This window comes from Occultella kanbiaonis (genome assembly GCF_009708215.1).
GTDB lineage: Bacteria > Actinomycetota > Actinomycetes > Actinomycetales > Beutenbergiaceae > Occultella > Occultella kanbiaonis.
On the sequence record NZ_CP046175.1, the window covers coordinates 1,899,814 to 1,924,107 of the forward strand.

General features: G+C 71.4%; 23 protein-coding genes. 17 read left to right on the forward strand and 6 right to left on the reverse strand.

Annotated elements, in window-relative coordinates:
• Positions 1–13: 13 nt before the first annotated feature.
• The 8 genes from hydA to GKS42_RS08745 all read left to right on the forward strand — a co-directional run bounded on the left by hydA (position 14) and on the right by GKS42_RS08745 (position 8,552).
• Positions 14–1,435: a dihydropyrimidinase gene (hydA, locus tag GKS42_RS08710; RefSeq protein WP_154793464.1), complete on the forward strand. Its 1,422-nt coding sequence runs from the start codon at positions 14–16 to the stop codon at positions 1,433–1,435.
• 20 nt (positions 1,436–1,455) lie between these two features.
• On the forward strand, positions 1,456–2,493 hold the full coding sequence (locus tag GKS42_RS08715) for a TIGR03842 family LLM class F420-dependent oxidoreductase (RefSeq protein ID WP_154793465.1): 1,038 nt from the start codon (positions 1,456–1,458) through the stop codon (positions 2,491–2,493).
• A 31-nt stretch (positions 2,494–2,524) separates the two neighbouring features.
• Positions 2,525–3,478 carry an ABC transporter permease gene (locus GKS42_RS08720; RefSeq protein ID WP_154793466.1) on the forward strand — a complete coding sequence of 318 codons (954 nt, stop codon included), beginning with the start codon at positions 2,525–2,527 and terminating at the stop codon, positions 3,476–3,478.
• A complete protein-coding gene (locus tag GKS42_RS08725; RefSeq protein ID WP_154793467.1) occupies positions 3,475–4,344 on the forward strand; it encodes an ABC transporter ATP-binding protein in 870 nt (289 codons plus the stop codon). Before GKS42_RS08720 ends, GKS42_RS08725 begins: the two co-directional genes overlap by 4 nt.
• Positions 4,341–5,099 carry an ABC transporter permease gene (locus tag GKS42_RS08730; RefSeq protein ID WP_154793468.1) on the forward strand — a complete coding sequence of 253 codons (759 nt, stop codon included), beginning with the start codon at positions 4,341–4,343 and terminating at the stop codon, positions 5,097–5,099. Before GKS42_RS08725 ends, GKS42_RS08730 begins: the two co-directional genes overlap by 4 nt.
• 86 nt (positions 5,100–5,185) lie before the next feature.
• Positions 5,186–6,349 (forward strand): ABC transporter substrate-binding protein, encoded by a 1,164-nt coding sequence (locus tag GKS42_RS08735; protein ID WP_154793469.1) that lies wholly within the window; start codon positions 5,186–5,188, stop codon positions 6,347–6,349.
• Positions 6,350–6,445: 96 nt separating this feature from the next.
• Entirely contained in the window at positions 6,446–7,765 is a 1,320-nt protein-coding gene (locus GKS42_RS08740) for an aspartate aminotransferase family protein (RefSeq protein WP_154793470.1), read from the forward strand.
• Between the two features lie 61 nt (positions 7,766–7,826).
• Entirely contained in the window at positions 7,827–8,552 is a 726-nt protein-coding gene (locus tag GKS42_RS08745; protein ID WP_232847983.1) for a GNAT family N-acetyltransferase, read from the forward strand.
• Between the two features lie 25 nt (positions 8,553–8,577).
• Here GKS42_RS08745 and pyrE read toward each other — a convergent pair whose 3' ends face one another.
• On the reverse strand, positions 8,578–9,108 hold the full coding sequence (pyrE, locus tag GKS42_RS08750; RefSeq protein WP_154793472.1) for an orotate phosphoribosyltransferase: 531 nt from the start codon (positions 9,106–9,108) through the stop codon (positions 8,578–8,580).
• A 411-nt stretch (positions 9,109–9,519) separates the two neighbouring features.
• On the opposite strand from pyrE, the gene GKS42_RS08755 reads away from it, so the two are divergent.
• From GKS42_RS08755 to GKS42_RS08770, 4 genes are all read left to right on the forward strand, one after another.
• Positions 9,520–10,218 (forward strand): GNAT family N-acetyltransferase, encoded by a 699-nt coding sequence (locus GKS42_RS08755; RefSeq protein ID WP_154793473.1) that lies wholly within the window; start codon positions 9,520–9,522, stop codon positions 10,216–10,218.
• 144 nt (positions 10,219–10,362) lie between these two features.
• Complete coding sequence (locus tag GKS42_RS08760; RefSeq protein ID WP_154793474.1) at positions 10,363–11,076, forward strand: hypothetical protein; 714 nt, start codon at positions 10,363–10,365, stop codon at positions 11,074–11,076.
• Between the two features lie 19 nt (positions 11,077–11,095).
• Positions 11,096–13,162, forward strand: coding sequence for a sensor histidine kinase (locus GKS42_RS08765; protein WP_154793475.1), 2,067 nt, complete (start codon positions 11,096–11,098; stop codon positions 13,160–13,162).
• Positions 13,159–13,833 (forward strand): response regulator, encoded by a 675-nt coding sequence (locus tag GKS42_RS08770; protein WP_154793476.1) that lies wholly within the window; start codon positions 13,159–13,161, stop codon positions 13,831–13,833. The genes GKS42_RS08765 and GKS42_RS08770 overlap by 4 nt, the downstream gene beginning before the upstream one ends.
• Here GKS42_RS08770 and GKS42_RS08775 read toward each other — a convergent pair.
• Entirely contained in the window at positions 13,824–14,321 is a 498-nt protein-coding gene (locus tag GKS42_RS08775) for a hypothetical protein (protein ID WP_210769339.1), read from the reverse strand. The genes GKS42_RS08770 and GKS42_RS08775 overlap by 10 nt on opposite strands.
• Positions 14,322–14,543: 222 nt before the next feature.
• Here GKS42_RS08775 and GKS42_RS08780 point away from each other — a divergent pair, with 222 nt between their 5' ends.
• Positions 14,544–15,719: an acyl-CoA dehydrogenase family protein gene (locus GKS42_RS08780; RefSeq protein WP_154793477.1), complete on the forward strand. Its 1,176-nt coding sequence runs from the start codon at positions 14,544–14,546 to the stop codon at positions 15,717–15,719.
• A gap of 40 nt (positions 15,720–15,759) precedes the next feature.
• Positions 15,760–16,137 carry a VOC family protein gene (locus tag GKS42_RS08785; RefSeq protein WP_154793478.1) on the forward strand — a complete coding sequence of 126 codons (378 nt, stop codon included), beginning with the start codon at positions 15,760–15,762 and terminating at the stop codon, positions 16,135–16,137.
• A gap of 25 nt (positions 16,138–16,162) precedes the next feature.
• On the opposite strand, the gene GKS42_RS08790 is transcribed toward GKS42_RS08785, so the two are convergent.
• Positions 16,163–16,639: a MarR family winged helix-turn-helix transcriptional regulator gene (locus tag GKS42_RS08790; RefSeq protein WP_154793479.1), complete on the reverse strand. Its 477-nt coding sequence runs from the start codon at positions 16,637–16,639 to the stop codon at positions 16,163–16,165.
• A gap of 72 nt (positions 16,640–16,711) precedes the next feature.
• Here GKS42_RS08790 and GKS42_RS08795 point away from each other — a divergent pair, with 72 nt between their 5' ends.
• On the forward strand, positions 16,712–19,879 hold the full coding sequence (locus GKS42_RS08795) for an efflux RND transporter permease subunit (protein ID WP_154793480.1): 3,168 nt from the start codon (positions 16,712–16,714) through the stop codon (positions 19,877–19,879).
• Here the strand turns inward: GKS42_RS08795 and GKS42_RS08800 are convergent.
• Complete coding sequence (locus tag GKS42_RS08800) at positions 19,768–21,264, reverse strand: MFS transporter (protein WP_232847984.1); 1,497 nt, start codon at positions 21,262–21,264, stop codon at positions 19,768–19,770. The genes GKS42_RS08795 and GKS42_RS08800 overlap by 112 nt on opposite strands.
• Positions 21,265–21,391: 127 nt before the next feature.
• On the opposite strand from GKS42_RS08800, the gene GKS42_RS08805 reads away from it, so the two are divergent.
• Entirely contained in the window at positions 21,392–21,847 is a 456-nt protein-coding gene (locus GKS42_RS08805) for a winged helix-turn-helix transcriptional regulator (protein WP_154793481.1), read from the forward strand.
• Here the strand turns inward: GKS42_RS08805 and GKS42_RS08810 are convergent.
• Both GKS42_RS08810 and GKS42_RS08815 read right to left on the reverse strand, forming a co-directional pair.
• Positions 21,844–22,308, reverse strand: a complete 465-nt coding sequence (locus GKS42_RS08810; protein WP_154793482.1) for a hypothetical protein — start codon at positions 22,306–22,308, stop codon at positions 21,844–21,846. The genes GKS42_RS08805 and GKS42_RS08810 overlap by 4 nt on opposite strands.
• Before the next feature lie 84 nt (positions 22,309–22,392).
• Positions 22,393–23,121 (reverse strand): class I SAM-dependent methyltransferase, encoded by a 729-nt coding sequence (locus GKS42_RS08815; protein ID WP_154793483.1) that lies wholly within the window; start codon positions 23,119–23,121, stop codon positions 22,393–22,395.
• Positions 23,122–23,206: 85 nt separating this feature from the next.
• On the opposite strand from GKS42_RS08815, the gene GKS42_RS08820 reads away from it, so the two are divergent.
• Entirely contained in the window at positions 23,207–24,289 is a 1,083-nt protein-coding gene (locus GKS42_RS08820; protein WP_154793484.1) for an NYN domain-containing protein, read from the forward strand.
• Positions 24,290–24,294: the final 5 nt, after the last annotated feature.

A 24,294-nucleotide genomic window follows, 5' to 3' on the forward strand; every position in this document is an offset into this window, starting at 1 on the left:
AGAGGAGCACACCATGGCCACCACCCTGATCAGCGGAGGCACCGTCGTCTCCAGCACCGGGCGCCGCGAGTTCGACGTCCTCATCGACGGCGAACGGATCGTCGCCCTCCTCGAGCCCGGTTCCACCGTGCTCGGCTCCGACCTGCGGTCCACCGTGGACACGGTGATCGACGCGTCCGGGAAGTACGTCATCCCCGGCGGGATCGACGCGCACACCCACATGGAGATGCCGTTCGGCGGCACGTTCGCCTCCGACACGTTCGAGACCGGTACCCGCGCCGCGGCCTGGGGCGGCACCACCTCGATCGTCGACTTCGTGGTGCAGTACCCGGACCAGGGCGTCCTGGACCAGTACCACGCCTGGCATGAGAAGGCCGCCGGCAACTGCGCCATCGACTACGGCTTCCACCAGATCCTCTCCGACGTCCAGGACTCCTCCCTGAGCGCCATGGACGAACTCGTCAACGAGGGCGTCACCAGCTTCAAGCTGTTCATGGCCTACAAGGGGGTGTTCCTCTCCGACGACGGGCAGATCCTGCGGGCGTTCCAGAAGGGCGCCGGCAACGGCGCCATGATGATGATGCACGCCGAGAACGGCGCCATGATCGACGTGCTCGTGCAGCAGCTCATCGCCGAGGGCAAGACCGACCCGTACTTCCACGGGATCTCGCGCCCGTGGCAGGCGGAGGAGGAGGCCACCCACCGGGCGATCATGATCGCCGACCTCACCGGGGCGCCCCTGTACGTGGTGCACGTGTCCGCGAAGCAGGCCGTGGAGCAGATCACCGCAGCCCGGGACCGTGGCATGAACGTCTTCGGCGAGACCTGCCCGCAGTACCTGTACCTCTCCCTCGAGGAGCAGCTGGGTGCGCCCGGCTTCGAAGGTGCCAAGTGGGTCTGCTCCACGCCGCTGCGGTCCCGGGCCGAGGGCCACCAGGACCACATGTGGCGGAGCCTGCGCACGAACGACATCCAGATGGTCTCCACCGACCACTGCCCGTTCTGCATGAAGGACCAGAAGGACATGGGCATCGGCGACTTCTCCAAGATCCCGAACGGCATCGGCTCCGTGGAGCACCGGATGGACCTGCTCTACCAGGGCGTCGTCGAGGGCCGGCTCAGCCTGGAGCGGTGGGTCGAGATCACGTCCACCACCCCCGCGCGGATGTTCGGCATGTACGGGCGCAAGGGCGTCATCGAACCGGGCGCGGACGCGGACGTGGTGGTGTATGACCCGAACGGGCACACGTCCATCGGGCTCGGCAAGACCCACCACATGAACATGGACTACTCCGCATGGGAGGGGTTCGAGATCGACGGGCACGTGGACACGGTGCTCTCCCGGGGCACCGTGGTGGTCGACGACGGCGAGTACCGCGGGCGCGCGGGGCACGGCCGGTACATCAAGCGCGGCCTGTCCCAGTACCTCGTCTGACCCCTCGCGAAGGAGCGCACATGGATCTCGGCATCGTCCTGCAGACCAACCCGCCCGCCTCGCGCGTGGTCGAGCTGACCGTGGCCGCGGAGGAGGCCGGCTTCTCCCACGTGTGGACGTTCGACTCGCACGTGCTCTGGGAGGAACCGTTCGTCATCTACTCCGCGATGCTCGCTCGCACGCAGCGGGTGATCGTCGGCCCGATGGTGACGAACCCGGCGACCCGGGACTGGAGCGTCCTGGCGTCGATGTTCGCGACCCTGAACGAGATGTACGGCAACCGCACCATCTGCGGGATCGGGCGCGGGGACTCGGCCGTGCGGGTGCAGGGCGGCAGGCCGACCACCCTCGCCAGCCTGCGGGAGTCGGTCGGGGTGATCCGCGAGCTCGCGAACGGACGCGAGGCGACCGTGGGTGAGAAGACGGTACGGATCCCCTGGATCACCTCCTCCGAGCTCGAGGTGTGGGTGGCCGCGTACGGCCCGAAGGCGCTCGCCCTGGCCGGGGAGGTCGGGGACGGGTTCATCCTGCAGCTCGCCGACCCGGAGATCGCGTCGTGGATGATCACGGCGGTCCGAGCCGCCGCCGAGGCGGTGGGCCGGGATCCCGCGGACATCACGTTCTGCGTGGCTGCACCCGCGTACGTGGTGCCCGACGGCGGCGCCGAGGCTCGGGCGCACGCGCTGGAGCAGTGCCGGTGGTTCGGTGGGATGGTCGGCAACCACGTCGCCGACATCGTCGCTCGCTACGGCGCCGGCGACGGCAGCACCGACGGTGCCGGGGTGGTGCCGCAGGCACTCACGGACTACATCAAGGGCCGGGAGGGCTACGACTACGCCGAGCACGGCCGGGCCGGGAACACCCACACGCAGTTCGTGCCGGACGAGATCGTGGAGCGGTTCTGCATCATCGGCACCCCGGACGAGCACATCGCCAAACTTGAGGCGCTGGCCGATCTCGGGGTGGACCAGTTCAGCGCCTACCTCCAGCACGACGCCATCGACGCCACGCTGGCCGCCTACGGCCAGCACGTGATCGACGCCTTCGCCACGGCATGAGCGCACCGGTCGCGATCGGGCGGGGTCGCCGATGAGCGAGCACACCACGGCGACCGCGATCGCCGAGCGCACCGCCGACCCGGCGGCGGCGCTGACCACGCCCACCCGGGAGGGTTCCGGCCGGGCGCGGCGGCTGCTGATGGGTCTGCTCGGGGTCCTGGCCGTCGGCGCGGCGTGGGAGGCGTACAAGTTCCTCGGCCCCGACGACGGGGTCGTCGTCGCCGGGGTGCGGGTGCTGCCGCGGACCACGGACATCGCGATGCCGCACCTGTGGGACATTGCCATCCGGATGACCGAACCGGTGACCCGGGCCGAGGGCGCGGACCTGCTCTGGGTGGCCACCGCCAAGGCCGCGGCCTTCAGCCTCGGGGTCGCCGCGCTGAGCTGGGTCATCGGGGTCACGGTCGGCCTGGCGCTGGCCCTGCTCATGCAGCGCCTGCGCACCGCCGAGTCCGCGGTCCTGCCCTGGGTGGTGCTGTCCCAGACGGTGCCGCTGATCGCGCTCGCACCACTGGTGCGGAACTGGGGCTCGAAGCTGTCCCTGGGCCCGATCTCCTGGGAGAACTGGATGTCGGTGGCGGTCATCGCCTCCTACCTGGCGTTCTTCCCCGTGGCGGTCGGCGCCCTGCGCGGCCTGAAGTCCCCGGACGCGATCCACGCGGACCTGCTGCGCTCCTACGCCGCGTCCTGGTGGCAGACCCTGATCAAGCTGCGGCTGCCGGCGAGCGTGCCGTACCTGCTGCCGGCGCTGCGCCTGGCCGCCGCGAACGCCGTCATCGGCACCGTGGTGGCGGAGGTGTCCATCGGCCTGCGTGGCGGCATCGGCCGGATGATCCTCGAGTTCGCACAGTCGGCGGCCGGGGATCCACCGAAGTCCTGGGCACCGATCTTCGGCGCCATCTGCCTCGGCCTGCTCGCCGCCGGCGCGGTCGCGCTGCTCGGCCTGGCGCTGCGCCGCTACCGACGAGGAGAGGAACCAGCATGAGCACCACCGAGACGACGGCGCCGCCCGAGCGTGCCGGCGCGAGTGCCCCTGCGGTCACGGTCGCCGGCCTGGACAAGACGTTCACCACGAAGGAGGGCCGGACCCAGGCCCTCGAGGGCATCGACCTGGAGGTCGCGGCGGGGGAGTTCGTGTCCCTGATCGGGCCGTCCGGATGTGGCAAGAGCACGCTGCTGCGGATCATCGCCGACCTCGAACGGCCGACCACCGGCGAGGTGAGGGTGTTCGGGACCTCCGCGCCGCAGGCCCGCCTCGACCAGGCCTACGGCATCGCGTTCCAACAGGCCGGGCTGCTCGGCTGGCGCACGGTGGCCGCGAACGTCGAACTGCCCCTCGAGCTGCACGGTGTGGGTAGGGCCGCGCGCCGGGACCGGTCCACGGAGCTGCTCGACCTGGTCGGCCTGAGCGACTTCGCGGCCCGGTTCCCCGACCAGCTCTCCGGCGGCATGCAGCAGCGGGTGGCGATCGCCCGGGCCCTGGCGGAGCGACCCCGGCTGCTGCTCATGGACGAACCGTTCGGTGCCCTTGACGAGATGACCCGGGAGCGCATGCAGACCGAACTCGCCCGGATCAGCGCCGAGACCGGCGCCGCCGTCGTGTTCGTCACGCACTCCATCTCCGAGGCCGCTTTCCTCTCCGACCGGGTCGTCGTGATGTCGCCTCGGCCCGGCCGGATCACCACCACGGTGACCACCGGTCTCGGGCCGGTCGGGGAGCGCACCGACGCGCTGCGCGAGGATCCGCGCTTCTTCGCGGCGGTCACCGCGATCCGCGAGGGTCTGCACGCGGGCAGCGCCGGCACGCTCGGCCCCGAAGGCCGGTCCGGCGGTACCGGGGCGGCGACATGAACGTCGTCGCCCGCCGGGTACTGCCACCGGTGCTCCTCGGCGTCGCGGTGCTCGCGGCGTGGCAGATCCTGGTCACGGTGCTCGCGATCCCGCAGATCGTGCTGCCGAGCCCGGCGGCCATCCTCGCCGAGACCCTCGCCTACGTTCCGGTGCTCTTCTCGGCGGCGCTGGTGACCGGCTGGAACGCGCTCGTCGGCCTCGTCGTGGGCAGCCTGCTCGGGATCGGGCTCGCGCTGGTGGCAGCGAGCATCCGGGTCTTCGACGAGCTGACGACCCCGCTGGTCGCCGCGCTCGCGGTGATCCCGATCGTGGCCCTCGCACCGGTGCTCTACACGATGTACGGCGCGGACGTGCAGTCCGCCCGGCAGGCCGTGGCCGGCATCAGCGTGTTCGTTCCGGTGTTCCTGAACACCCTGCGCGGCCTGCGCCAGACCCGGCCCGTGCACCGCGACCTGATGCGCGCCTACGCCGCCACCCGGTGGCAGGCGATGCGCACGGTGACGCTGCCCACGGCCCGTCCGTTCATCTTCACCGGCCTGCGGATCGGGTCCTCGCTGTCCGTGATCGCCGCTCTCGTGGCCGAGTACTTCGGCGGACCCCGCGGTGGCCTCGGCACCTTCATCACGGCCTCCGTGGCCGGCAGCGACTACGCGCGCGCCTGGTCCTACGTGCTCGCCTCGATCGTGCTCGGCCTCCTGTTCTACCTGGCCGCGCTCGCAGTCGAGACCCTCGCCGTGCGGCACCGCCCCGCCTGAGGCGACCACCGCCGTCGACCCCTACCAGGAGCCACCCCCGGAACGAAACCTCCGACGCACCGCACCACCAACCGGAAGGAACCACGATGAGGCACTCCAGACGACTGGCCATCGGCGCCAGCGCGATCGCGGCGGCGCTGCTACTGGCCGCCTGCACCGTCGACGACGGCGGTGACGACGGCACCGGTTCCGGCGCGACCGGTGGGGGAGACGACGGTGAGCTGACCCAGGTCCGGCTGCAGCTGCAGTGGCTCACCCAGGGGCAGTTCGCGGGCTACTTCGCCGCCCAGGACCAGGGCTACTTCGCCGACGAGGGCCTCGAGGTCGAGATCGTCGAGAGCGGCGGTGACATCGTGCCCCAGGATGCCCTGGTCAACGGGGACGTCGACTACGCGATCGCCTGGGTGCCGAAGGTGCTCGGGTCCATCGAGCAGGGCGCGAACATCACGAACGTCGCCCAGATCTTCGAGAGGTCCGGGACGCTGCAGGTGTCCATGGCCGACTCCGGGATCGAGACGATCGCAGACTTCGAGGGCCGCCGGATCGGGTCCTGGGGCTTCGGGAACGAGTGGGAGATCTTCGCCGCGCTCTCCCAGGAGGGGCTGACGGTCGACGACATCGAGCTCGTCACCCAGGGCTTCGACATGCTCGGTTTCCTCTCCGGGGACATCGAGGCCGCGCAGGCGATGACCTACAACGAGTACGCGCAGGTGCTCGAGACGCTCAACCCGGACACCGGCGAGCTGTACCAGCCGGAGGACCTGAACGTCATCGACTACAACGAGGTCGGGTCGGCGATGCTGCAGGACGCCATCTGGGCGGACACCGAGCGGCTCGCGAACGAGGAGGGCTTCGCCGAGACCACCGTCGCATTCCTGCGCGCGGTGATCCGCGGGTGGGTCTACGCCCGGGACAACCCGGCCGAGACCGCCACGATCGTCACCAGCGCAGGGTCCACCCTCGGTGAGAGCCACCAGCTCTGGATGACGAACGAGACGAACCGCCTCATCTGGCCGTCCACGAACGGCATCGGGCTCGTCGACCAGGCCACCTGGGACAACACCGTGGACATGGCCCTGCAGACCCAGAACGAGACCGGGTCCACGCTGATCACCGCCGCGCCGCCGGAGAGCGCGCTGGACATGCAGTACATCGAGCAGGCGCTCGAGGACGTGGAGGCGGAGGGCCTGGACGTGATGGGCGCCGACTTCCAGCCGATCGAGGTGGAACTGGTCGAGGGCGGCAACTAGCGGCCAGTGGCCGGTCACGGGCCAACCTCTCCCACGCGGGCCGTACCCGGCGATAGCCTCGCCGGGTACGGCCCACTCCAGAACAGAAGGTCATCGATGACTGAATCCGATCTCGGCGCCGAGGCACTGGCGCTGGACAAGCAGGTCTTCCACTCCTGGTCCGCGCAGGCGCACCTGAACCCGATCGCGATCGCCCGCGGTCGGGGCTCGCGGCTCTGGGACCACGCCGGCCGGGAGTACCTGGACTTCTCCTCCCAGATGGTCAACGTCAACATCGGGCACAGTCACCCGAAGGTGGTCGCCGCGATCGCCGAGCAGGCCGCCGAGCTGGCCACCATCGCGCCGCCGACGGCGAACCTGGTGCGGGGCCGCGCCGTCGCCGAGATCCTGCGGCACGCGCCTGAGGGCATGACGAAGGTGTTCCTGACCAACGGTGGGGCGGACGCCGTCGAGAACGCGATCCGGATGGCGCGCCTGCACACGGGCCGGGACAAGGTGCTGTCCACCTACCGCAGCTACCACGGGAACACCGGCGCCGCCGTCGTCGCCACCGGGGACTGGCGCCGGCTCCCGAACGAGTACGCCCGCGGCCACGTGCACTTCTTCGGGCCGTTCCCCTACCGCTCGGAGTTCTGGTCGGACTCACCGGAGCAGGAGACCGAGCGCGCCCTGCACCATCTCGAGCGGGTCATCCTCAGTGAGGGTCCGACCTCGATCGCGGCGATCCTGCTCGAGACCGTGCCCGGCACCGCCGGCGTGATCGTGCCACCGCCCGGCTACCTCACCGGGGTCCGGGAACTGGCCACCCGGCACGGCATCATGCTCGTCCTGGACGAGGTCATGGCCGGGTTCGGCCGCACCGGTCATTGGCTCGCCCGCGACGGGGTCGACGGCGGCACGGTGGTCCCGGACCTGGTCACCTTCGCCAAGGGGGTCAACTCCGGCTACGTGCCCGTCGGCGGGGTGATGATCTCCGAGCCGATCACCAAGACCTTCGACGACACGGTGTTCCCCGGTGGGCTGACGTACTCGGGGCACCCGCTCGCCGCGGCGTCCATCCTGGCGGCCCTGCAGGCCATGGAGTCCGAGGGCATCGTGGCCAACGCGAACCGGATCGGGGCCGACGTGCTCGGTCCTGGCCTGCGCGCGCTCGCCGCGAAGCACCCGATCATCGGCGAGGTGCGGGGGATGGGGGTGTTCTGGGCGCTCGACCTGGTCACCGATCCGCAGGCACGCACCCCGGTGCCGCCGGCAACGATCGGGGCGATCAAGGCCGCGTGCGCGGAGCGCGGCCTGCTCGTGTTCGCCGCCGAGAACCGGATCCACGTGGTGCCGCCGTGCATCGTGACGGATGACGAGGTGGCCCGGGCACTCGCGATCTACGACGAGGTCTTCGGCGCGCTCGGAGCCGCCTGAACGATCCCGGGCGGTCCCGGACGCCGGGTCGAGGGAGGTCAGGAACGCGGGGGAGTGCATCGTGAGGGAGGAACGAGTGCCGGAGCATCCCATCGAGGCCGGTCAGGAGATCACCGCGCCGGATGCGGAGCCGAGGTCAGCCGCCCCATGGCCGTTCGCGGGCCTCACGGCACGCTCGGGCGACCTCGAACTGCGCTACCCCGATGACGAACTGTTGGCTGCGGTCGCGACCGTGGCTGCCACCGGCGTACATGCGGAGGACCTCCTCCCGTTCAACAGCCCGTGGACGCGTGGGACTCCGGTGCAGGTGGCGCGCAGTGTGTTCGCCTACGCGTGGGGCAAGCGCGCGGCGATGTCGCCCTCTGACTGGACCATCGAGCTGGCGGTCCTCGTCGACGGCGTCCCGGTCGGGCTCCAGGCGATGACCGGCCGGGACTTCGCGGTGGTGCGCTCGGTCAGGAGCGGCTCCTGGATCGGCCGCGCCCACCAGGGGCGCGGCATCGGCACCCGGATGCGCGCGCTGATGCTGCACCTCGCGTTCGCCGGGCTCGGGGCCGAGGTCGCCACCACCGGCGCCTGGGCCGACAACGGCCCTTCCATCGGGGTCACCCGCAAGCTCGGCTATTCGCCGAACGGCCGGCAGGTGGAGTCCCGGGACGGCCGAGCCACCGAGAAGCTGCACTTCCGGCTCGCCCGCGCCGACTGGGAGGAGACCGTGGCTGCTCGGCTTCCGAACGTCACCCTCACCGGGACCGAGCAGGTGCGGGAGTTCCTCCTGATCCGCTGACGCTCTCCTCGGCGCCCGGGTCGGCTCAGCCGCGGCCGGCGTCAAGTTGCGCCTTCGTGAGCACCCGTCGCACCTCGAGCCCGACGTCGGCCAGCGGGTTCACGCCGGCGGGCGAACGATCGATCGCGCAGACCACCACGGTCACGACCGCGCCCCGTTCTCGCAGGGCCGTCGTCGCGGCACGGACCGCGCCACCGGTGGTGAGCACGTCCTCGATCAGCGTCACCCGGCGGCCGGCCACGTCCGGACCCTCGGCCAGCTTGCAGGTGCCGTACTCCTTGGCCTCCTTGCGGACGAAGAGCGCCGGGAGGCCGGTCTTCGCCGACACCATGGTCGCAATCGGCACGCCACCGAGCTCGAGGCCGCCGAGGAGCTCCGTGCCCTCGGGCAGCAGGTCGACCATCTGGCCGGCGACCCGGTCCAGCAGCCGCGGGTCGGACTCGAAGAGGTACTTGTCGAAGTACTCGGTCGACACCTGACCGGACCGGAGCGTGAACTCGCCGCTGAGGCGGCACACGGCATCGATGTCAGCGGCGAGGGTCTCATCAGTGGCCATGCGCCAGAGGCTACCGGGCGCACCCCCACACCCCGGACCCGACCGCTCGATGTCTGCCCGTCGTGCAACCGGGCGCGCCGTGAGGCAGACCCTCATGCCTGAGGAAGACGGGTGTTCAGTTCTGACTCGGGCGCGAGGGTCTGCCTCACCGCGGCGGCCCACTCCGGGTGGCGGCGTTCTGGCTCGTGGACTGGCGGCCACCGGGGCCGGTGCCAGTCGTGAGGCGCTCACCGGCCCCCGCAGTCAGACAGACCCTGGCGCGGTGAGGCAGACCCTCGTGCCTGAGGAAGTCGGGTCTACCGGTCTGGCTCAGGCGCGAGGTTCTGCCTCACGTCAGGTGGCTGGCCGGTGCGGCTGGCCGGCGCGAATTCAGCGTGATCGGGGCCAGGATGCGCCGTTAGGGTGGCGCCCATGCCCGCACCGATCGAACCCGTGACCGCCGCTGAGCCGGACCTGAGCCCTGCCGCTCTCTGGCCCTTCACACGTCTCGCGGCCAGGTCGGGCGACCTCGAGCTGCGCTACCTCGACGACGACCTGCTTGCCGGGGTCGCCGCGGTGGCCGCTCGAGGAGTGCACGCCGAGGACTTCATGCCCTTCGACTTCCCGTGGACGCGAGGCACCCCGGTGGAGGTGGCTCGCAGCGTGCTCGCCTACGAGTGGGGCAAGCGGGCCGCCATGTCGCCGGACGCGTGGACCATCGAGCTCGCCGTCCTCGTCGACGGCGTCCCGGCGGGCATCCAGGCGATCGATGCGACGAACTTCGCCGTGACGCGCACGGTCGAGACCGGCTCCTGGTTGGGTCGCGCGTTCCAGGGCCGCGGTATCGGCACCCGGATGCGGGCTCTGATGCTGCACCTGGCGTTCGCCGGACTCGGCGCCGAGGTCGCCACCACCAGTGCCTGGGCGGACAACGGTCCCTCCAACGGGGTCACCCGCAAGCTCGGATACTCCCCGAACGGCGTGCGCCTGGAGTCCCGCGAGGGCAAACGGACCGAGAAGCTGCACTACCGGCTCGCCCGCGCCGCCTGGGGCGAGAACGAGGCCGCCTGGCTCTCGGACGTCACCCTCACCGGCACCGAGCAGGTGCGGGAGTTCCTGCGGATCTCCTGAGCGCACCGGTCCCGGCGGAACTGCCCGGACTCCCGGGACAGGATGCCCTGCCGGCCGGGACATCGGGCCGTCCAGCATGACGTTGAAGCGCCCGCACGCCCCGGTCACGGTGACCGACCCGCGTCGGGCCGGAGGAGAACGATCATGTCCACACACGCCGTCGCACCCCGCACGGTTCCGCCGGGCGGTCCGGCATCGGAGCGACCGTCCCGCGGCTGGGCCCTCGCCGGTATCGGCGCCGGTCTCGCGGGGATCGTGAGCATCTACCTGTCCCTGTCCCTCAGCCCCGCCTACGACCCCGCGGCACCACCCACCCCGGAGTCGATCACCGAGCACCTGTCCACCCAGGTGCCCCAGCTGCTCGGCTTCCACGTCGCGACCATCGTGGCCGCACTGCTGCTGATCCCGTTCGCGGTCGGCCTGCACCGTCATCTGGCCCGCCGGTCCCCAGCCGGGTCACTGCTGCCGGGCGTCGCCGCGGTGGGACTCGTGGTGCTCTCCACGGTGCTGGTCCTCGGCTCCGGCCTGAATACCGAGTTCGTGTTCGGGCTGACCGAACCGGAGCTGCTGATCGCGACCGACGTGTCGTTCTACTCGCACTGGGTCGCGACGATCCCCTGGCTCTGGGTCACGGCCGGCGTCACCGGCCTCGCATTGGGTCTGGCGGCCGTCCGGCACGGCGCGTACCCGCGTGGGATCGGTGTGGTCAGCCTGGTGCTCGGCGCCCTGATCGTCCTGGTCGGCGTCTCGCCGCTGCAGTACATGGCGGGCTTCGTCGGACCGGTCTGGTTGTTGGTCGTCGCGGTTGCCGCGCTGCGCGCACAATCCCGGCCCGATACGGCCCCGCCGGGACGCTGACCCTCTCTACAGTTTGCTCATGTCGGAGCCAACCGAGCCCGGGCGCGGCGGTCACGGACTGCCGCGCCTGGCCGTCGTCCTGGGCGGGGCGGCGTGGCTGCTCGCGCTCGCCGGGCTGCTGCTGTTCCTGTCATCCCGGCCGGTCGGAACCGTCGACGACCTGTTCCTGATCGTCGACGTCATGGTCGGCCTCGTGTACGGAGCGGTCGCCACCGTGGTGCTGCTGCGCCGCAGCCACGTGGTCGGCTACCTCGCGGCACTCACCGCGCTCGGTGGTGGACTGTCCGCGCTCGGCGGCGGCTGGCGCATGTTCGCCGAGAGCCGTGGCCTGACGCCCGGCGCGCTCGCCGACACCTTCGGCTGGGCGTGGGTACCTGGGACCCTTGCGATGTTCCTGGTGGTGCCGTGGCTGGTCAGGGAACGCCCGCTCGGCCGCGCCTGGTGGGGACCGGCAACCGGCGGCCTGATCGCCGCGGCCGCCCTGGTGGCGAGCCTGGCTGGCAACTACGCGGTGCTCGCCGGAGTGCTCGTCGTCGCCGTGGTCTTCGGGTTGATCACCGCTGTCGCGGTCGAGGCCCGACGGCGTAGGTCGCCCGAGTCCGAGGCCGTCGGCCTTGGCTGGCTCGGACTGGGCACCCTGGTGCTGGCCCTGTCCTTCGTGCCGCTGCTGCTCCCGGTGGGAACGGTGCCGGACTGGCTCACGCCGGCGCTGCACCTGGCCAGCCAGGCGCTGTTCCCCGTGGCGATCCTCACGGTCGTGCTGCGCCAGCGGTTGTGGGGGATGGAACTCGCGGTGTCCCGGGCGCTCCTCGCCGGCGTCCTCACGGCGGCGCTCGTCGGCATCTACCTGCTGGCGGCGTTGCTCGCAGGGGTCCTGATCCCGGGGCAGGGCATCGCCCAGGCGGTCGCCGCCGCTGCCGTCGTGATCGCGGTCGGCCCCACCCGTCTGTGGTTCGCGGAACGGATCCGGCGGCTCGTGTACGGCGTCGCCCACGACCCCTGGCGCGTGGCCGGCTCGATGGGGACGCGGATCGGGCGAGGCGGCACGGACGACGGCCTGCTCACCTCTCTCGTGGAGAGCGTCGGGACCGCACTCCGGCTGGAGTCGGTCAGCGTCCGCGGGGCGGACCCGGCCGAGCCCTCCACCGGCGGCGGCCACGACCCGCAGGCCCCGGTGCTGGCCGCCTGGGGCCTGCCGACCGGCGACCCCGTCGCCGTTCCCCTGCTCTCCGGAGACCGGACGATCGGCACTCTGGAGGCCACGCCGCGCCCCGGGGAGACCCTCGACCCCACCACCGGCCGCGCACTCGACGAACTCGCCGCCGTCGTCACGGCAGGGCTCGTGCTCATCCGCACGGCCGACGAACTCACACGGACCCGCCGCCGGCTGACCGACGCGCGGCTCCAGGAACGCCGGGTGATCCGGCGCGAGCTCCACGACGGGCTCGGCCCCTGGCTGGCGGGTCTGCGCCTGGGCCTGCAGGGCGTGACCAACACGATCGGAACCGACCCGGAGGGGGCCACGAAGATGCTCCGGGCGCTGCAGGGCGAACTCGACCAGCGGATCGAGGACGTCCGCTCCATCGCCCGCACGCTGTTGCCGCCGGTGCTCGAGGAGCTCGGACTCGAGCCCGCGCTCGCGGAACTTGTGGCGCGGCACCGGCGCAGCGGCTTCGACGTGCACCTGCGCTTCGCCGTCGACTCCGACCTGCCCGGCCCAGTCGCCGCGGCCTGCTACGGGATCGCCGCCGAGGCGGTGCTGAACGCGGCCCGGCACAGCGGTACCGCCGAGTGCGACCTGGAGGTGTCCGAGCACGAGGCCCTGGTGCGCGTGTGCTGCCGGGACCACGGCGGCGGCTATCGCGAGGACGCACGCGTCGGCGTCGGCACCCTGTCAATGCGTGAGCGGGCCGAGGAGCTGGGTGGGACGGTCGAGGTCCGCGATCTCGCCCCGCACGGCATCGCCGTCGAGGCCAGGATCCCGGTGCGGCCGCCGGGCACGAACCGGCCCGTCTCGCAGGCCGGGGTGGGCGCCGGTGGCGCAGTGAGCGCGGCAGGCACCCTGCGAACCGCGGGCACCGCATGACCGGGCCGATCCGCGTCGCCATCGTCGACGACCACCCGGTCTTCCGGCTCGGCATGGCCGGACTGCTCGAGTCGCTGCCCGGCGTCCTCGTCGTCGGTCAGGCCGCCGACGCCGACCAGGCCCGGGTGACGATCACGGCCGACGTGGACGTGGTGCTGATGGATCTGCACCTCGGGGCCGACTCCGGCATCGAGCTGACCCGGGAGATCGTCCGCGAGCACCCCGGAATCGGGGTCCTGATGATCACCATGAGCGACGACGACGAGGCGGTCGTCGCGGCCGTGCGCTGCGGCGCCCGGGGCTACCTCCTCAAGACGGCCGGCCCGGACGAGGTGGAACGGGCGATCCGCGCCGTCGCGAACGGGGAGATGATCCTCGGCCCGCAGGTGGCGGCCCGGGCGATGTCCACGCTCGTCTCCGGACGCACCGCCGTCCGGGTGCCGTTCCCGGAACTGTCCGCCCGCGAACGGGAGGTCCTCGACCTGGTCGCACGCGGCCATGACAACGCGGCCGTCGCCCGCCGGCTGGTGCTCAGTCCGAAGACCGTCCGCAATCACGTGACGGCGATCCTGACGAAGTTGTCGGTGTCGAGCAGGTCGACGCTGATCGTGCGGGCCCGCGAAGGCGGTCTCGGCGGGACGGATCCCGCGCGGGCGACGGATCAGGCCTGAGACGGGCCCGAGCAGCCGGAGCGCGTGTCCGCCCACGCCCGCAGCCGGCGGTGCCGATGCGCGAAGAGCGCGTCGATCAGCGCGTGCATGCCCCGCCCGGGCAGCGGGAACCGCGGGACCATCGTCACCTCGTCGGTGACCCGGGTGAACCCGTCGGCCAGGCCCACGAGCTCGCGTCGGTGCTCCCAGACCCGGGCCGTGAGCATCTCCGAGCGCTCATGGAACATGGTCGGGGCCGTCACCGCGACGAGGAACAGGTCGTCGTACTCGACCGGGATCAGGCCGGCGAGTCGCAGGCCGGCCCTGCCCAGGGGTTCGCCGACCGGTACGGTCGCGATCGTCCCGGCCCGCCAGCGCGCCGGCATGGTCATGGTGAGGTACGGCGCGAGTTCGTCGTTGATACCGGCCGGCGCGGTGACCCGGTCCCAGACCTCGGCCAGCGGTGCGGCGACACCGACACTGCGGGTCATGCGCACGGGTGGGCTCACCCTGTCGATGGTAGGTGCGGGGGTGCCTTTCCCGGCCCACCGGGCGGTGCCGCCGGTAGACTCGGGCCCGGACGCCGTCGTCGAGGAGGGCTCGCCAGGGGAACCGGTCGCAGGTGACTGGGACCCGGCGACCGGTCGATCGCCGTCGACGCCCCCCGGGACAGACCCACAAGGTCACCACCCGGGCCACGATCCACAAGATCTGACGAGGGAGTCACGAGCATGTCCTATGGGTTCACGCCGCAGCAGCAGGAACTGATCGAGCAGGTCCGCGAGTTCGCCGACACCGTGGTCCGGCCGGCGTCGTACGAGTACGACACCAAGCGCGAACTGCCGTACGGCATCATCAAGCAGATGGGGGACCTCGGCCTGTTCGGCCTGCCGTTCCCGGTCGAGTACGGCGGCGGTGGCGGTGACTACGTCTCCTTCTGCCTGGCCGTGGAACAGATCAGCCGGATGGACCAGAGCCTCGGGGTGACCCTGGAGGCGGGCATCGGGCTCGGCGCCATGCCGATCATGCGGTTCGGCACGGAGGAACAACGGCGCGAGTGGATCCCGAGGTTCGCGTCCGGTGAGGCGCTCGCTGCGTTCGGGCTCACCGAGGCCGCGGCCGGCTCCGATGCGGGCGGCACCTGTACGACGGCGGAGCTCATCGACGGCGAATGGGTCATCAACGGCTCCAAGCAGTTCATCACGAACTCCGGCACGGACATCACCCGCCTCATCACGATCACGGCGGTCACGGGTCGGACCACCCGGGCTGACGGCACGGTCAAGAAGGAACTCTCCGCGATCCTGGTGCCGGTCCCCGCCGAAGGGCTGACGGTCGGGCCCGCCTACGACAAGGTCGGCTGGCACACCTCCGACACCCACCCGCTGACCCTGACGAACGTGCGCGTGCCGGAGGCGAACCTGCTCGGCGAGCGCGGGCGTGGGTATGCGAACTTCCTGGAGTCCCTCGACGAGGGCCGGATCGCGTTCGCGGCGCTGTGCACCGGTGCGGCCCAGGGCTGCCTCGAGGAGGCGATCCGCTACGCCCAGGAGCGTGAGGTGTTCGGGCGTGCCCTGGCCGACAACCAGCACACCGCGTTCATGATCGCGAGGATGCAGGCGCGGGTGCACTCCGCCCGGCTGACCTGGCTGAACGCTGCCCGGCAGATGGCGGCGGGGGAGCCGTTCAAGATGCAGGCGTCCATCGCGAAGCTCACCGGCAGCGAGGCGGCGATGGCGAACGCCCGGGACGCGTCCCAGATCTTCGGTGGCTACGGTTACCTCAACGAGAACCTCGTGGCCCGGCACTACCGTGACTCGAAGGTGCTGGAGATCGGCGAGGGCACCACGGAGGTGCAACTGATGGTGATCGCCCGCGGACTGGGCCTGGCCGGCGCCGGGCTCTGAGCCGGCGCGAGGGTCGCGGAGCGGGCGAGGAGAGGAATCCATGACCGATCGACCGAGTCTGACGCTGACCACGATCAACATCGGTTCGCCCGACCCGGCGGCGCTCGCGCACTTCTACGCGAGGCTGTTGGACTGGGAGGTGGCCCGGGTGGAGGAGACCGACGCCTACCTGCGCAATCCCAACGGCGGGATCTCGGTCTCGTTCCAGCTCGAGGACGTCTTCACGCCGCCGGTGTGGCCCAACACCGCCGACCACCAGCAGATGATGATGCACCTCGACATCATGGTCTCCGACCTGGAGACCTCGGTCGAGTTCGCGCTGGGGTGCGGCGCCACGCTCGCGCAGTACCAGCCGCAGGAGGACGTGCGCGTCTGCGTGGACCCGCACGGCCACCCGTTCTGCCTCTGGCTGGGCTGAGCCCGGTCGGATCGGCGGTCCGGTGTCAGTCCGCGACGGCCGGACCTGAGCCCAACCTGCGCTCGAGTGCGGCCGCCAACTGGGCGTAGGCATCGGCGAGCGCCCGGAGCGCGTCCAGGTCCAATTCGCCGAGGATGTCCCGGCCGAGCCGTGACCTCATGTCCGCCGCCTCGGCGAACAGCCGCTCCCCGTCGTCGGCGAGGCCGACGAGCCGCACCCGCCGGTCGTCCGGGTCCTCGCGGCGGCTCAGCAGACCACGCTCGACGAGCCGCTCGATGGCGCCGGAGACGGTGGGCATCGAGACCCGCATGGCCTCGGCGAGCGCCGAGATCGTCTGCTCGCCCTGGAAGTGCACGATGGCGAGCAGCTTGAACTGCTGCATCGTCAGCGTGCTGTCCAGGAGCGGCTCGAGTTCGGCCGCGAGACTCGACCGCATCATCGCGTGCTGGGTCTCGAAGACCTGCTCGATCAGTCGGTCCCGCTCATCGTCGTGCTGACCCACGTGTAACCTTACTTCGGTTGAACCGAACTGTTCGGTTCTCTTTCACCATTGCGATCCTATCGGAGTCCGCTCGTGACGTTCCTCGCCCGCTTCAGCCTCGGCAACCGTGCCCTCGTGGCGCTGGCCACCATTCTCGCCGTAGCGGGTGGCCTGTGGTCGACCACCACGCTCAAGCAGGAACTCATGCCGTCACTCGAGCTACCCGTGGTGGGCGTGGTGACGGTCCTGCCCGGTGCGTCCCCGGAGATCGTCGAGGAGCAGGTCACCACCTACGTGGAGCAGGCCACCGGCTCCGTGAGCGGGCTGGAGAGCACCTCGTCCACCTCGAGCGCGAACGTCTCCACGGTGCTGCTCACCCTCGAGTACGGCACCGATGCGACGACGGCGCAGCAGGAACTGCAGTCCGCACTCTCGCGGATCTCCTCGAGCCTGCCGGCCGAGGCGGACGCCCAGGTGTTCACCGGCAGCCTCGACGACCTGCCGGTGCTCCAGCTCGCGGTCACCGCCGACGCAGACCCGGACGCCACCGCGGCCGTGCTCGCCGAGTCGGTGGTCCCGCAGCTCGAGGGGGTCGACGGCGTCCGTGACGTCACGCTGACCGGTACCGCCGCGCAGGTGGTCACGATCGCCGTCGACCCGGCGGCGCTGGCCGCCGCGGGTGTCGGCGCGGACGCGATCAGCACCGCCCTGACGGCGAACGGCATCGTCGTCCCGGCAGGGTCTCTCACCGAGGGCGACACCACGCTGAGTGTTGAGGTCGGGCAGCGCCTGAGCACCGTCGAGGACATCGCCGCGTTGCCGCTGCTCACCGCTGCCGGGCCGGTCCGGCTGGACTCGGTGGCACAGGTGAGCCTCGACGACGCCGCGGCCACCTCCTTCGCGCGCACGAACGGGGAGCCGTCGTTCGGGATCGCGATCACCCGTGCCCCGAACGGGAACACCGTGGAGATCTCCCACGCCGTCCAGGACCTGTTCGGTGACCTCGAGGCCGCCCTCGGCGAGGGCGCCGAGATCTCGATCGTGTTCGACCAGGCACCGTTCATCGAGCAGTCCGTGGAGGACCTGACCACCGAGGGCCTGCTCGGGCTGGCCTTCGCGATCATCATCATCCTGCTTTTCCTTCGGGCCTGGCGGCCCACCGGGGTGACCGCGCTGTCCATCCCGCTCTCACTGCTGGTCGCCCTGATCGGGCTCAAGGTGGGCGGGTTCTCCCTGAACCTGTTCACCCTCGCCGCGCTCACCGTCTCCATCGGGCGGGTCGTCGACGACGCCATCGTCGTCATCGAGAACATCCAGCGACACCTCTCCTACGGAGAGGACAAGCGCACCGCCATCCTGCGCGCCGTGCGTGAGGTTTCCGGCGCGATCACGGCGTCCACGATCGCCACCGCGGCCGTGTTCGTGCCGATGGGCCTCGTCAGCGGCCTCGTCGGTGAGCTGTTCCGGCCGTTCGCGTTCACCGTGGCGCTCGCGCTGCTCGCCTCCCTGCTGGTGGCGCTGACGATCGTGCCGGTCCTGGCCTGGTGGTTCCTTCCGGTACCCAAGGACGTGGCCGACGCCGCCCGGGCCCGTGAGGCCGCGGAGGACAAGGAGCGTCGCGGCGCCCTGCAGCGGGGCTTCGTCAAGGCCCTCGGGGGAGTCCTGGCCAGGCCGGTGGTCACGGTCATCGGCGCGGTCGCGGTGCTCGCCGGCACCCTCGCGCTCGTGCCCCAGCTGGAGACCGAGTTCATCGGGGACACCGGACAGAACACCGTCTCGGTGACCCAGGAGCTGCCCCCGGGCACCTCCCTGGCGGCGCAGGACTCAGCCGCCGCACAGGTCGAGGACGTGATCGCGGGCATCGACGGGGTGGAGACCTACCAGGTCTCCGTGGGCTCCGCCGAGGGCATCCTGGCGATCGCCGGTGGGGGCGGCACCACGTTCTCCATCACCCTGGACCTGGATGCGGACACCGCAGCGGTGCAGGAGCAGCTGCGCGACGGCGTCACGGGACTCGAGAACGCCGGGACCGTCACGGTCACGGCCGGGCAGGCCGGCTTCTCCTCCGGCCTGGAGGTCATCGTCAGCGGACCCGACGGCGATGCCGTGGCGAGTGCCTCCGAGCAGGTGCTGGACGCCGTGGCCGGGGTGGACGGGACCACCGATGTCGCCTCGAACCTCGCCGCGGACCTGCCCACCGTGGAGGTGATCGTCGACCGCGACGCCGCCGCGGCGCTCGGCATCCCCGAGGCCCAGGTGGGCCAGACCGTGCGGGTCGCGCTCAGTGGCGCGACTCTCGGCACCCTCACCACCGACGCCGGCACCAGCGACATCGTGATGCGGGTCGGCGAGTCCCCGGCGAGCGTGGAGGCGCTGCGGGCGCTCCCGATCGCCGGCGCGGCCGGCGTGACCACCCTCGGCGAGATCGCGACCGTCGAGGAGGTGGAGCGGCCCGCCACGATCACCCGCCTCGACGGGCAGCGCAGCGCCACCATCACCGCGGCGACCACGAGCGCGGACCTGACCACCCAGAGCGCCGACCTGCAGGCGGCGCTCGACGGGCTGGAACTGCCCGACGGCGTCACCGCGGAGATCGGCGGCGTCAGCGCCGATCAGGAGGAGGCGTTCGGCAACCTCGGCCTGGCCCTGCTGCTGTCCATCGCGATCGTCTACCTGGTCATGGTGGCGACCTTCAAGTCGCTGGTGCAGCCGCTGATCCTGCTCATCTCGATCCCGTTCGCGGCCACCGGCGCCATCGCCCTCCTGCTTATCACCGGCACCCCGCTCGGGGTGGCCGGCCTGATCGGGGCGCTGATGCTCGTCGGCGTGGTGGTGACGAACGCGATCGTGCTGATCGACCTGATCAATCAGTACCGGCGGCAGGGTCGTCCGCTGCGTGAGGCGATCATCGAAGGCGCCCGGCACCGGCTGCGCCCGATCCTGATGACGGCCCTGGCCACGATCGGGGCACTGACCCCGATGGCCATCGGGCTCACCGGCGGCAGCGCGTTCATCTCCCAGCCGTTGGCGCTCGTGGTGATCGGTGGCCTGATCACCTCCACGTTCCTGACCCTGCTCCTGGTCCCGGTGCTGTACTCACTGGTGGAGGGGCGCAAGGAGCGCAGGGCGGCCGCCCGGGCCGGCACCGATCAGCGCGTCGGCGCCGGCGCGGACGCGGGACCGGACGGGTCCGGTTCCCGGGGCAAGCACGCGGCGAGCGACTCCTCCGACGCGGAGGCGGAGACCGCGCCCGTCGACTGATCGCCGTCGGCGCGCCGGGTCGAGTGGGGCCGGCGGCCGACCGTGATCACCACGGCACCGAGCAGCACGAAGGCGATCGGCACCCCGATCGCCGCACGGATCGCGTCCAGGCCCGCCTCCGGTCCCGTCGCCGCTCCGAGCGCCGCGACCTGAACGGCGGTGGCGGCGGAGATCCCCAGGGCCGCGCCGAACTGCAGGGAGGTGTTGAGCAGCCCTCCGGCGATCCCTTGGTCGGACCCGGCCACGCCGTCGGTCGCGGCGATCGCGAGCGGGCCGTAGACGAGGGCGAACATGAAGCCGATGCCCACCATGGTCGGCACCATCGCGGCATAGGCCCAGTCCAGGTCGGCACGCAGGAACAACGTGTACGCGACCAAGCCCGCGAGGAGCCCGCCCGCTATCACCCGGCGCACCCCGAACCGCTGCACCAGCCGCGGCGCGAGCGTCGGCGCGAGCACCACGTCGAGCGCCATCAGAAGCATCGCGAGCCCCGTCTGCAGCGGGGTCCAGCCGCGCAGTTCCTGCAGGTACAGGGTGGTCAGGAACTGGAACCCGTAGAACGAGCCGGCGAACAGCAACGCGGTCACGTTCGCGGCGGCCAGCCCCGGCGCACGCAGCAGGCCCGGCCGGATCAGCGGGTCCGCCGCCCGGCGTTGGCCGAACGCGAAGACGACCAGCAGTGCGGTGGCCAGCAGGAGGGTGCCGACCGCGGGCACGCCCGTCTCGTGGACCCGCTCGAGCAGGGTCAGCCCGAAGGCGAACAGCACCATCGACACGGTCAGGGTGAGCGCCGCGGGCACGCCGAGCCGGCCGCGCCGTCCGTCGTGAGGCGGTTCGGTGAGCAGCGGGATCGCCAGGGCGAGCAACACAGCGGCGATCAGCACCGGGGCGAAGAAGACCCACCGCCAGCCGATCGAGGTGAGCAGACCGCCCGCCACGAGACCGAGCGAGAACCCGGCCGCACCGGCGGCGCCGTAGATGATCAGGGCCCGGTTGCGCGCCGGTCCCTCGGCGAACGACGTCGTGATGAGTGAGATCCCGGCCGGGGTGAGGAAGCCCGCCGCGATGCCGGTCACGAACCTGGCCAGGAGCAGCATCCAGCCCTCGGTGGCGAACCCGCCGAGACCGGAGAACAGCAGGAACACCACCAGCCAGGTCAGGAACATCCGGCGCCGCCCGAACACATCGGCGGCGCGCCCGCCGAGCAGCATGAATCCGCCGTAGCCAACCACGTAGGCGGTGACCACACCGCTCAACTCGGTGGTGGTCAGGCCCAGATCGGTACGGATCGCTGGTAGGGCCACGTTGAGCATCGCGACGTCGCTGCCCTCGAGGAAGATCGCCCCACACAGGACCACCAGCACCCCGAGGTCTCGCGCGCTCATCCTGCCGGCTGTCGGTTGTGCCATCGCCGTGTCGTTCCCTTCGCCCCGGGGAAGGCGTGAGCGGTTCCCCGATTGTTGGTCAGTTACTTCTTGTAACCTCGCCAAGCGTGCGGCACAGTGAGTCACTATGGAAGAAGGCACTTCTCAGTCCCTCGGTTCCCCCGCGGATACCGCGGGCCACCGCACCGACTACGACGTCTGGCAGTGGGACGCCCGCGAGGACTGTGAGGTGCGCCAGATCCTTGACCGGGTCGCGGACAAGTGGTCGCTGCTCGCCATCGCGCTGCTCGACCGGCGCAGTCTGCGGTTCACCGAGCTGAAGCGTGAGATCGACGGCATCAGTCAGCGGATGCTGACCCGCACGCTGCGCCACCTCGAGCGGGACGGGCTGGTGGAGCGCACCGTCCACCCCGTCGTGCCGCCCAGGGTCGACTATGCCCTGACCCCGCTCGGGAGCACCCTGCACGCGACGATCAAGTCGCTCGTGGTGTGGACCGAGGCGCACCAGGAGGAGATCGCCCGGGCCCGCGCCGACTATGACCGGCGTGAGGCGGACCTGCACGAGGCCGCCGCGGGACGCTAGGCCGAGAGTCGACGAAGCCCCAGGGGCGGGCAGCGGATCTCGGCGCCGTCGAAACGACCCCTTGGCTCATCGAGATGCACGATGGCGTTGTGGGACGCCCAGCCGGTCACGGTCCCCGTAGCTCCCTTGAGGTACAACGGCCGGATGTGCTCCGTCAGGGCGACCCGGTCGCCGACCCGCAGCTGCGCAGCCGCCTGGTTGGACGCCTCCCGCACCCGGGCCTGATGGCGTTTGCTGATGGCGGCCTGCAGGGTGCCGAGGTGCACGTCGAGGGCGCCGGTCGTGATCAGCCCGACGATGACCTGGAGCTGGGCGAGCGCCGCGTCCGGCCCGTCGCTCCGGTTGCCGGCGGGCCGCTGACCGGGGGGTTCCGTCAGTTGGCCCGAGCGGGACCCTGACCGCGGCCGGCCAGCGCCCGCCGGGCGGGGTCGGTCGGTACCGCGACGCTTCCTCTTGCTCATCGCTCCAGGGTGCCGGACCGGCGCGCACGGCGCCGGGCGGGTGTGGATAACCCGACGGGCCGCCGACTTCCGGCGGCGTACGGCTCAGGCCGCGTGCCGGCCCGGCCCCCGCGGGCGCCATGTGTGCACCATGTACCCGTAGCTGAGTCCGAGCCGGTGCCGGTGCGCGCGCAGCCACGGGTCGGCGACGTCGGCCGGGAACTCGAGCCGGAGCACCGTCTCGAGGTCGGCCCGGGTCTCGAAGCTCCAGCTGCTCAGCACCGCCTCGCTCGTGGCTCCGTGCTCGCGCCACCAGTCGAGGATGTAGCTCCCGGTGCCCTGCTTGGCCGCCCAGGGGCTGACCGCGAGCAGCTCGGCGAACTCGCCGTCGTCGTGGTCGTTGTCGATCACCACGAGCGTGCCGCCGGTGGCCAGGACCCGTTGGACCTCGTGCAGGCCGGGGGTGGCGTCGAAGTCCGGATCGGGGAAGAAGTAGGCGAAGCGTGCGTGCACCACGTCCACGGACGCATCGGGCAGCGGGATGTGCTCGGCGGAGCCGCGCAGTACCTGGGCACCGCCGGGCCGCGCCTGCGCGAGGGGCAGCAGGTCGGGATCGGGTTCGACCCCGATCACCTGGGCCGCGTCGGCGTAGCGGGGCAGCCAGAAGCCGCTGCCGCAGCCGAGGTCGAGGAGCCTGCGCCCGGCCCACGGCGCGACCGCCTCCAGGTGCGCCCAGAGCGTGCCGTCCGGGTCGATGGCCGCGTTCTCGATCTCGTAGACGGCCGGGTTCACGCCCTGGTTGCCCGCCTTCACGAAATCGCTCAACTCGGTCATGGTGCCTCACCCTGCCACACGCCACGGAGCGCGCCGTCCGGCGCCGGGTCGGCGTACTCGGCCGGTCGCCCATAGGCTGACGGGTATGGATTCCGAAGAGCGCCTCGCCGTATTCCTCGACTACGAGAACCTCGCGCTCGGGGCGCGTGAGCACCTGGGCGGGATGACGTTCGACTTCGGACCGATCGCGGATGCGCTGGCGGTGCGCGGACGGGTGGTGGTGCGCCGCGCCTACGCGGACTGGTCCTACTTCGACGAGGACCGCCGATCGCTCACCAGGCACCAGGTGGAGCTGATCGAGATGCCCCAGCGAATGGGCGCCTCCCGCAAGAACGCCGCCGACATCAAGATGGTGGTGGACGCGATCGAGATGGCGTTCGAGCGCGACTACATCTCCACGTTCGTCATGTGCACCGGGGACAGCGACTTCTCCCCGCTGGTGCACAAGCTCCGCGAACTGAACAAGCGCGTCATCGGTGTCGGCGTGGAGAAGTCGACGTCCCGGCTGCTGCCGCCCGCCTGCGACGAGTTCCTGTTCTACGACCGCCTCGAGGGTGTGGAGGTCCCGGAGCCCACACCGGTGAAGCGCGCCGAACCAGCCCCGGCCACCCGTCGGGAGACGCGGCTCAAGGCGGCCCCGGACCCGGCGCCGACCCCCGAGACCCCGGACGAGGACGAGGACGACGAGGTCGCCGACGACACGACCGCGCTGGACGTCCTCGTCGCACAGACGCTCGCGGGGCTGCAGTCCTCCACGAGCGCGTCGGTGACCGCCTCGGTGCTCAAGCGCACCCTGCTCCGCAAGGACCCGACGTTCAGCGAGTCCGACCACGGCTACCGGACCTTCGGCGAGGTGCTCCGCAACCTGGCCGAGCGGGGCATCGTCGAGCTGGGCACCGGCCCTGCCGCCGGCGACCCGGAGGTGTCGCTGCCCGAGCGCGACGAGCGGGACGACGCCTTCGCGCTGGTCGCCGCCGTGGTCTCCGAGTCCGACGGGCCGTCGGCCCTGTCCGGCCTCAAGAACCACCTGCGCAAGCGTCGCCCGGACTTCTCCGAGAAGGCGCTCGGCTACCGCAACTTCCTGCAGTTCTGCCGGGCGGCGGCGGAGGCCGGCGCGGTGACGCTGCGCTGGGACGACGACGCCGAGGACTACCTGCTCACCACCTGAGCCTT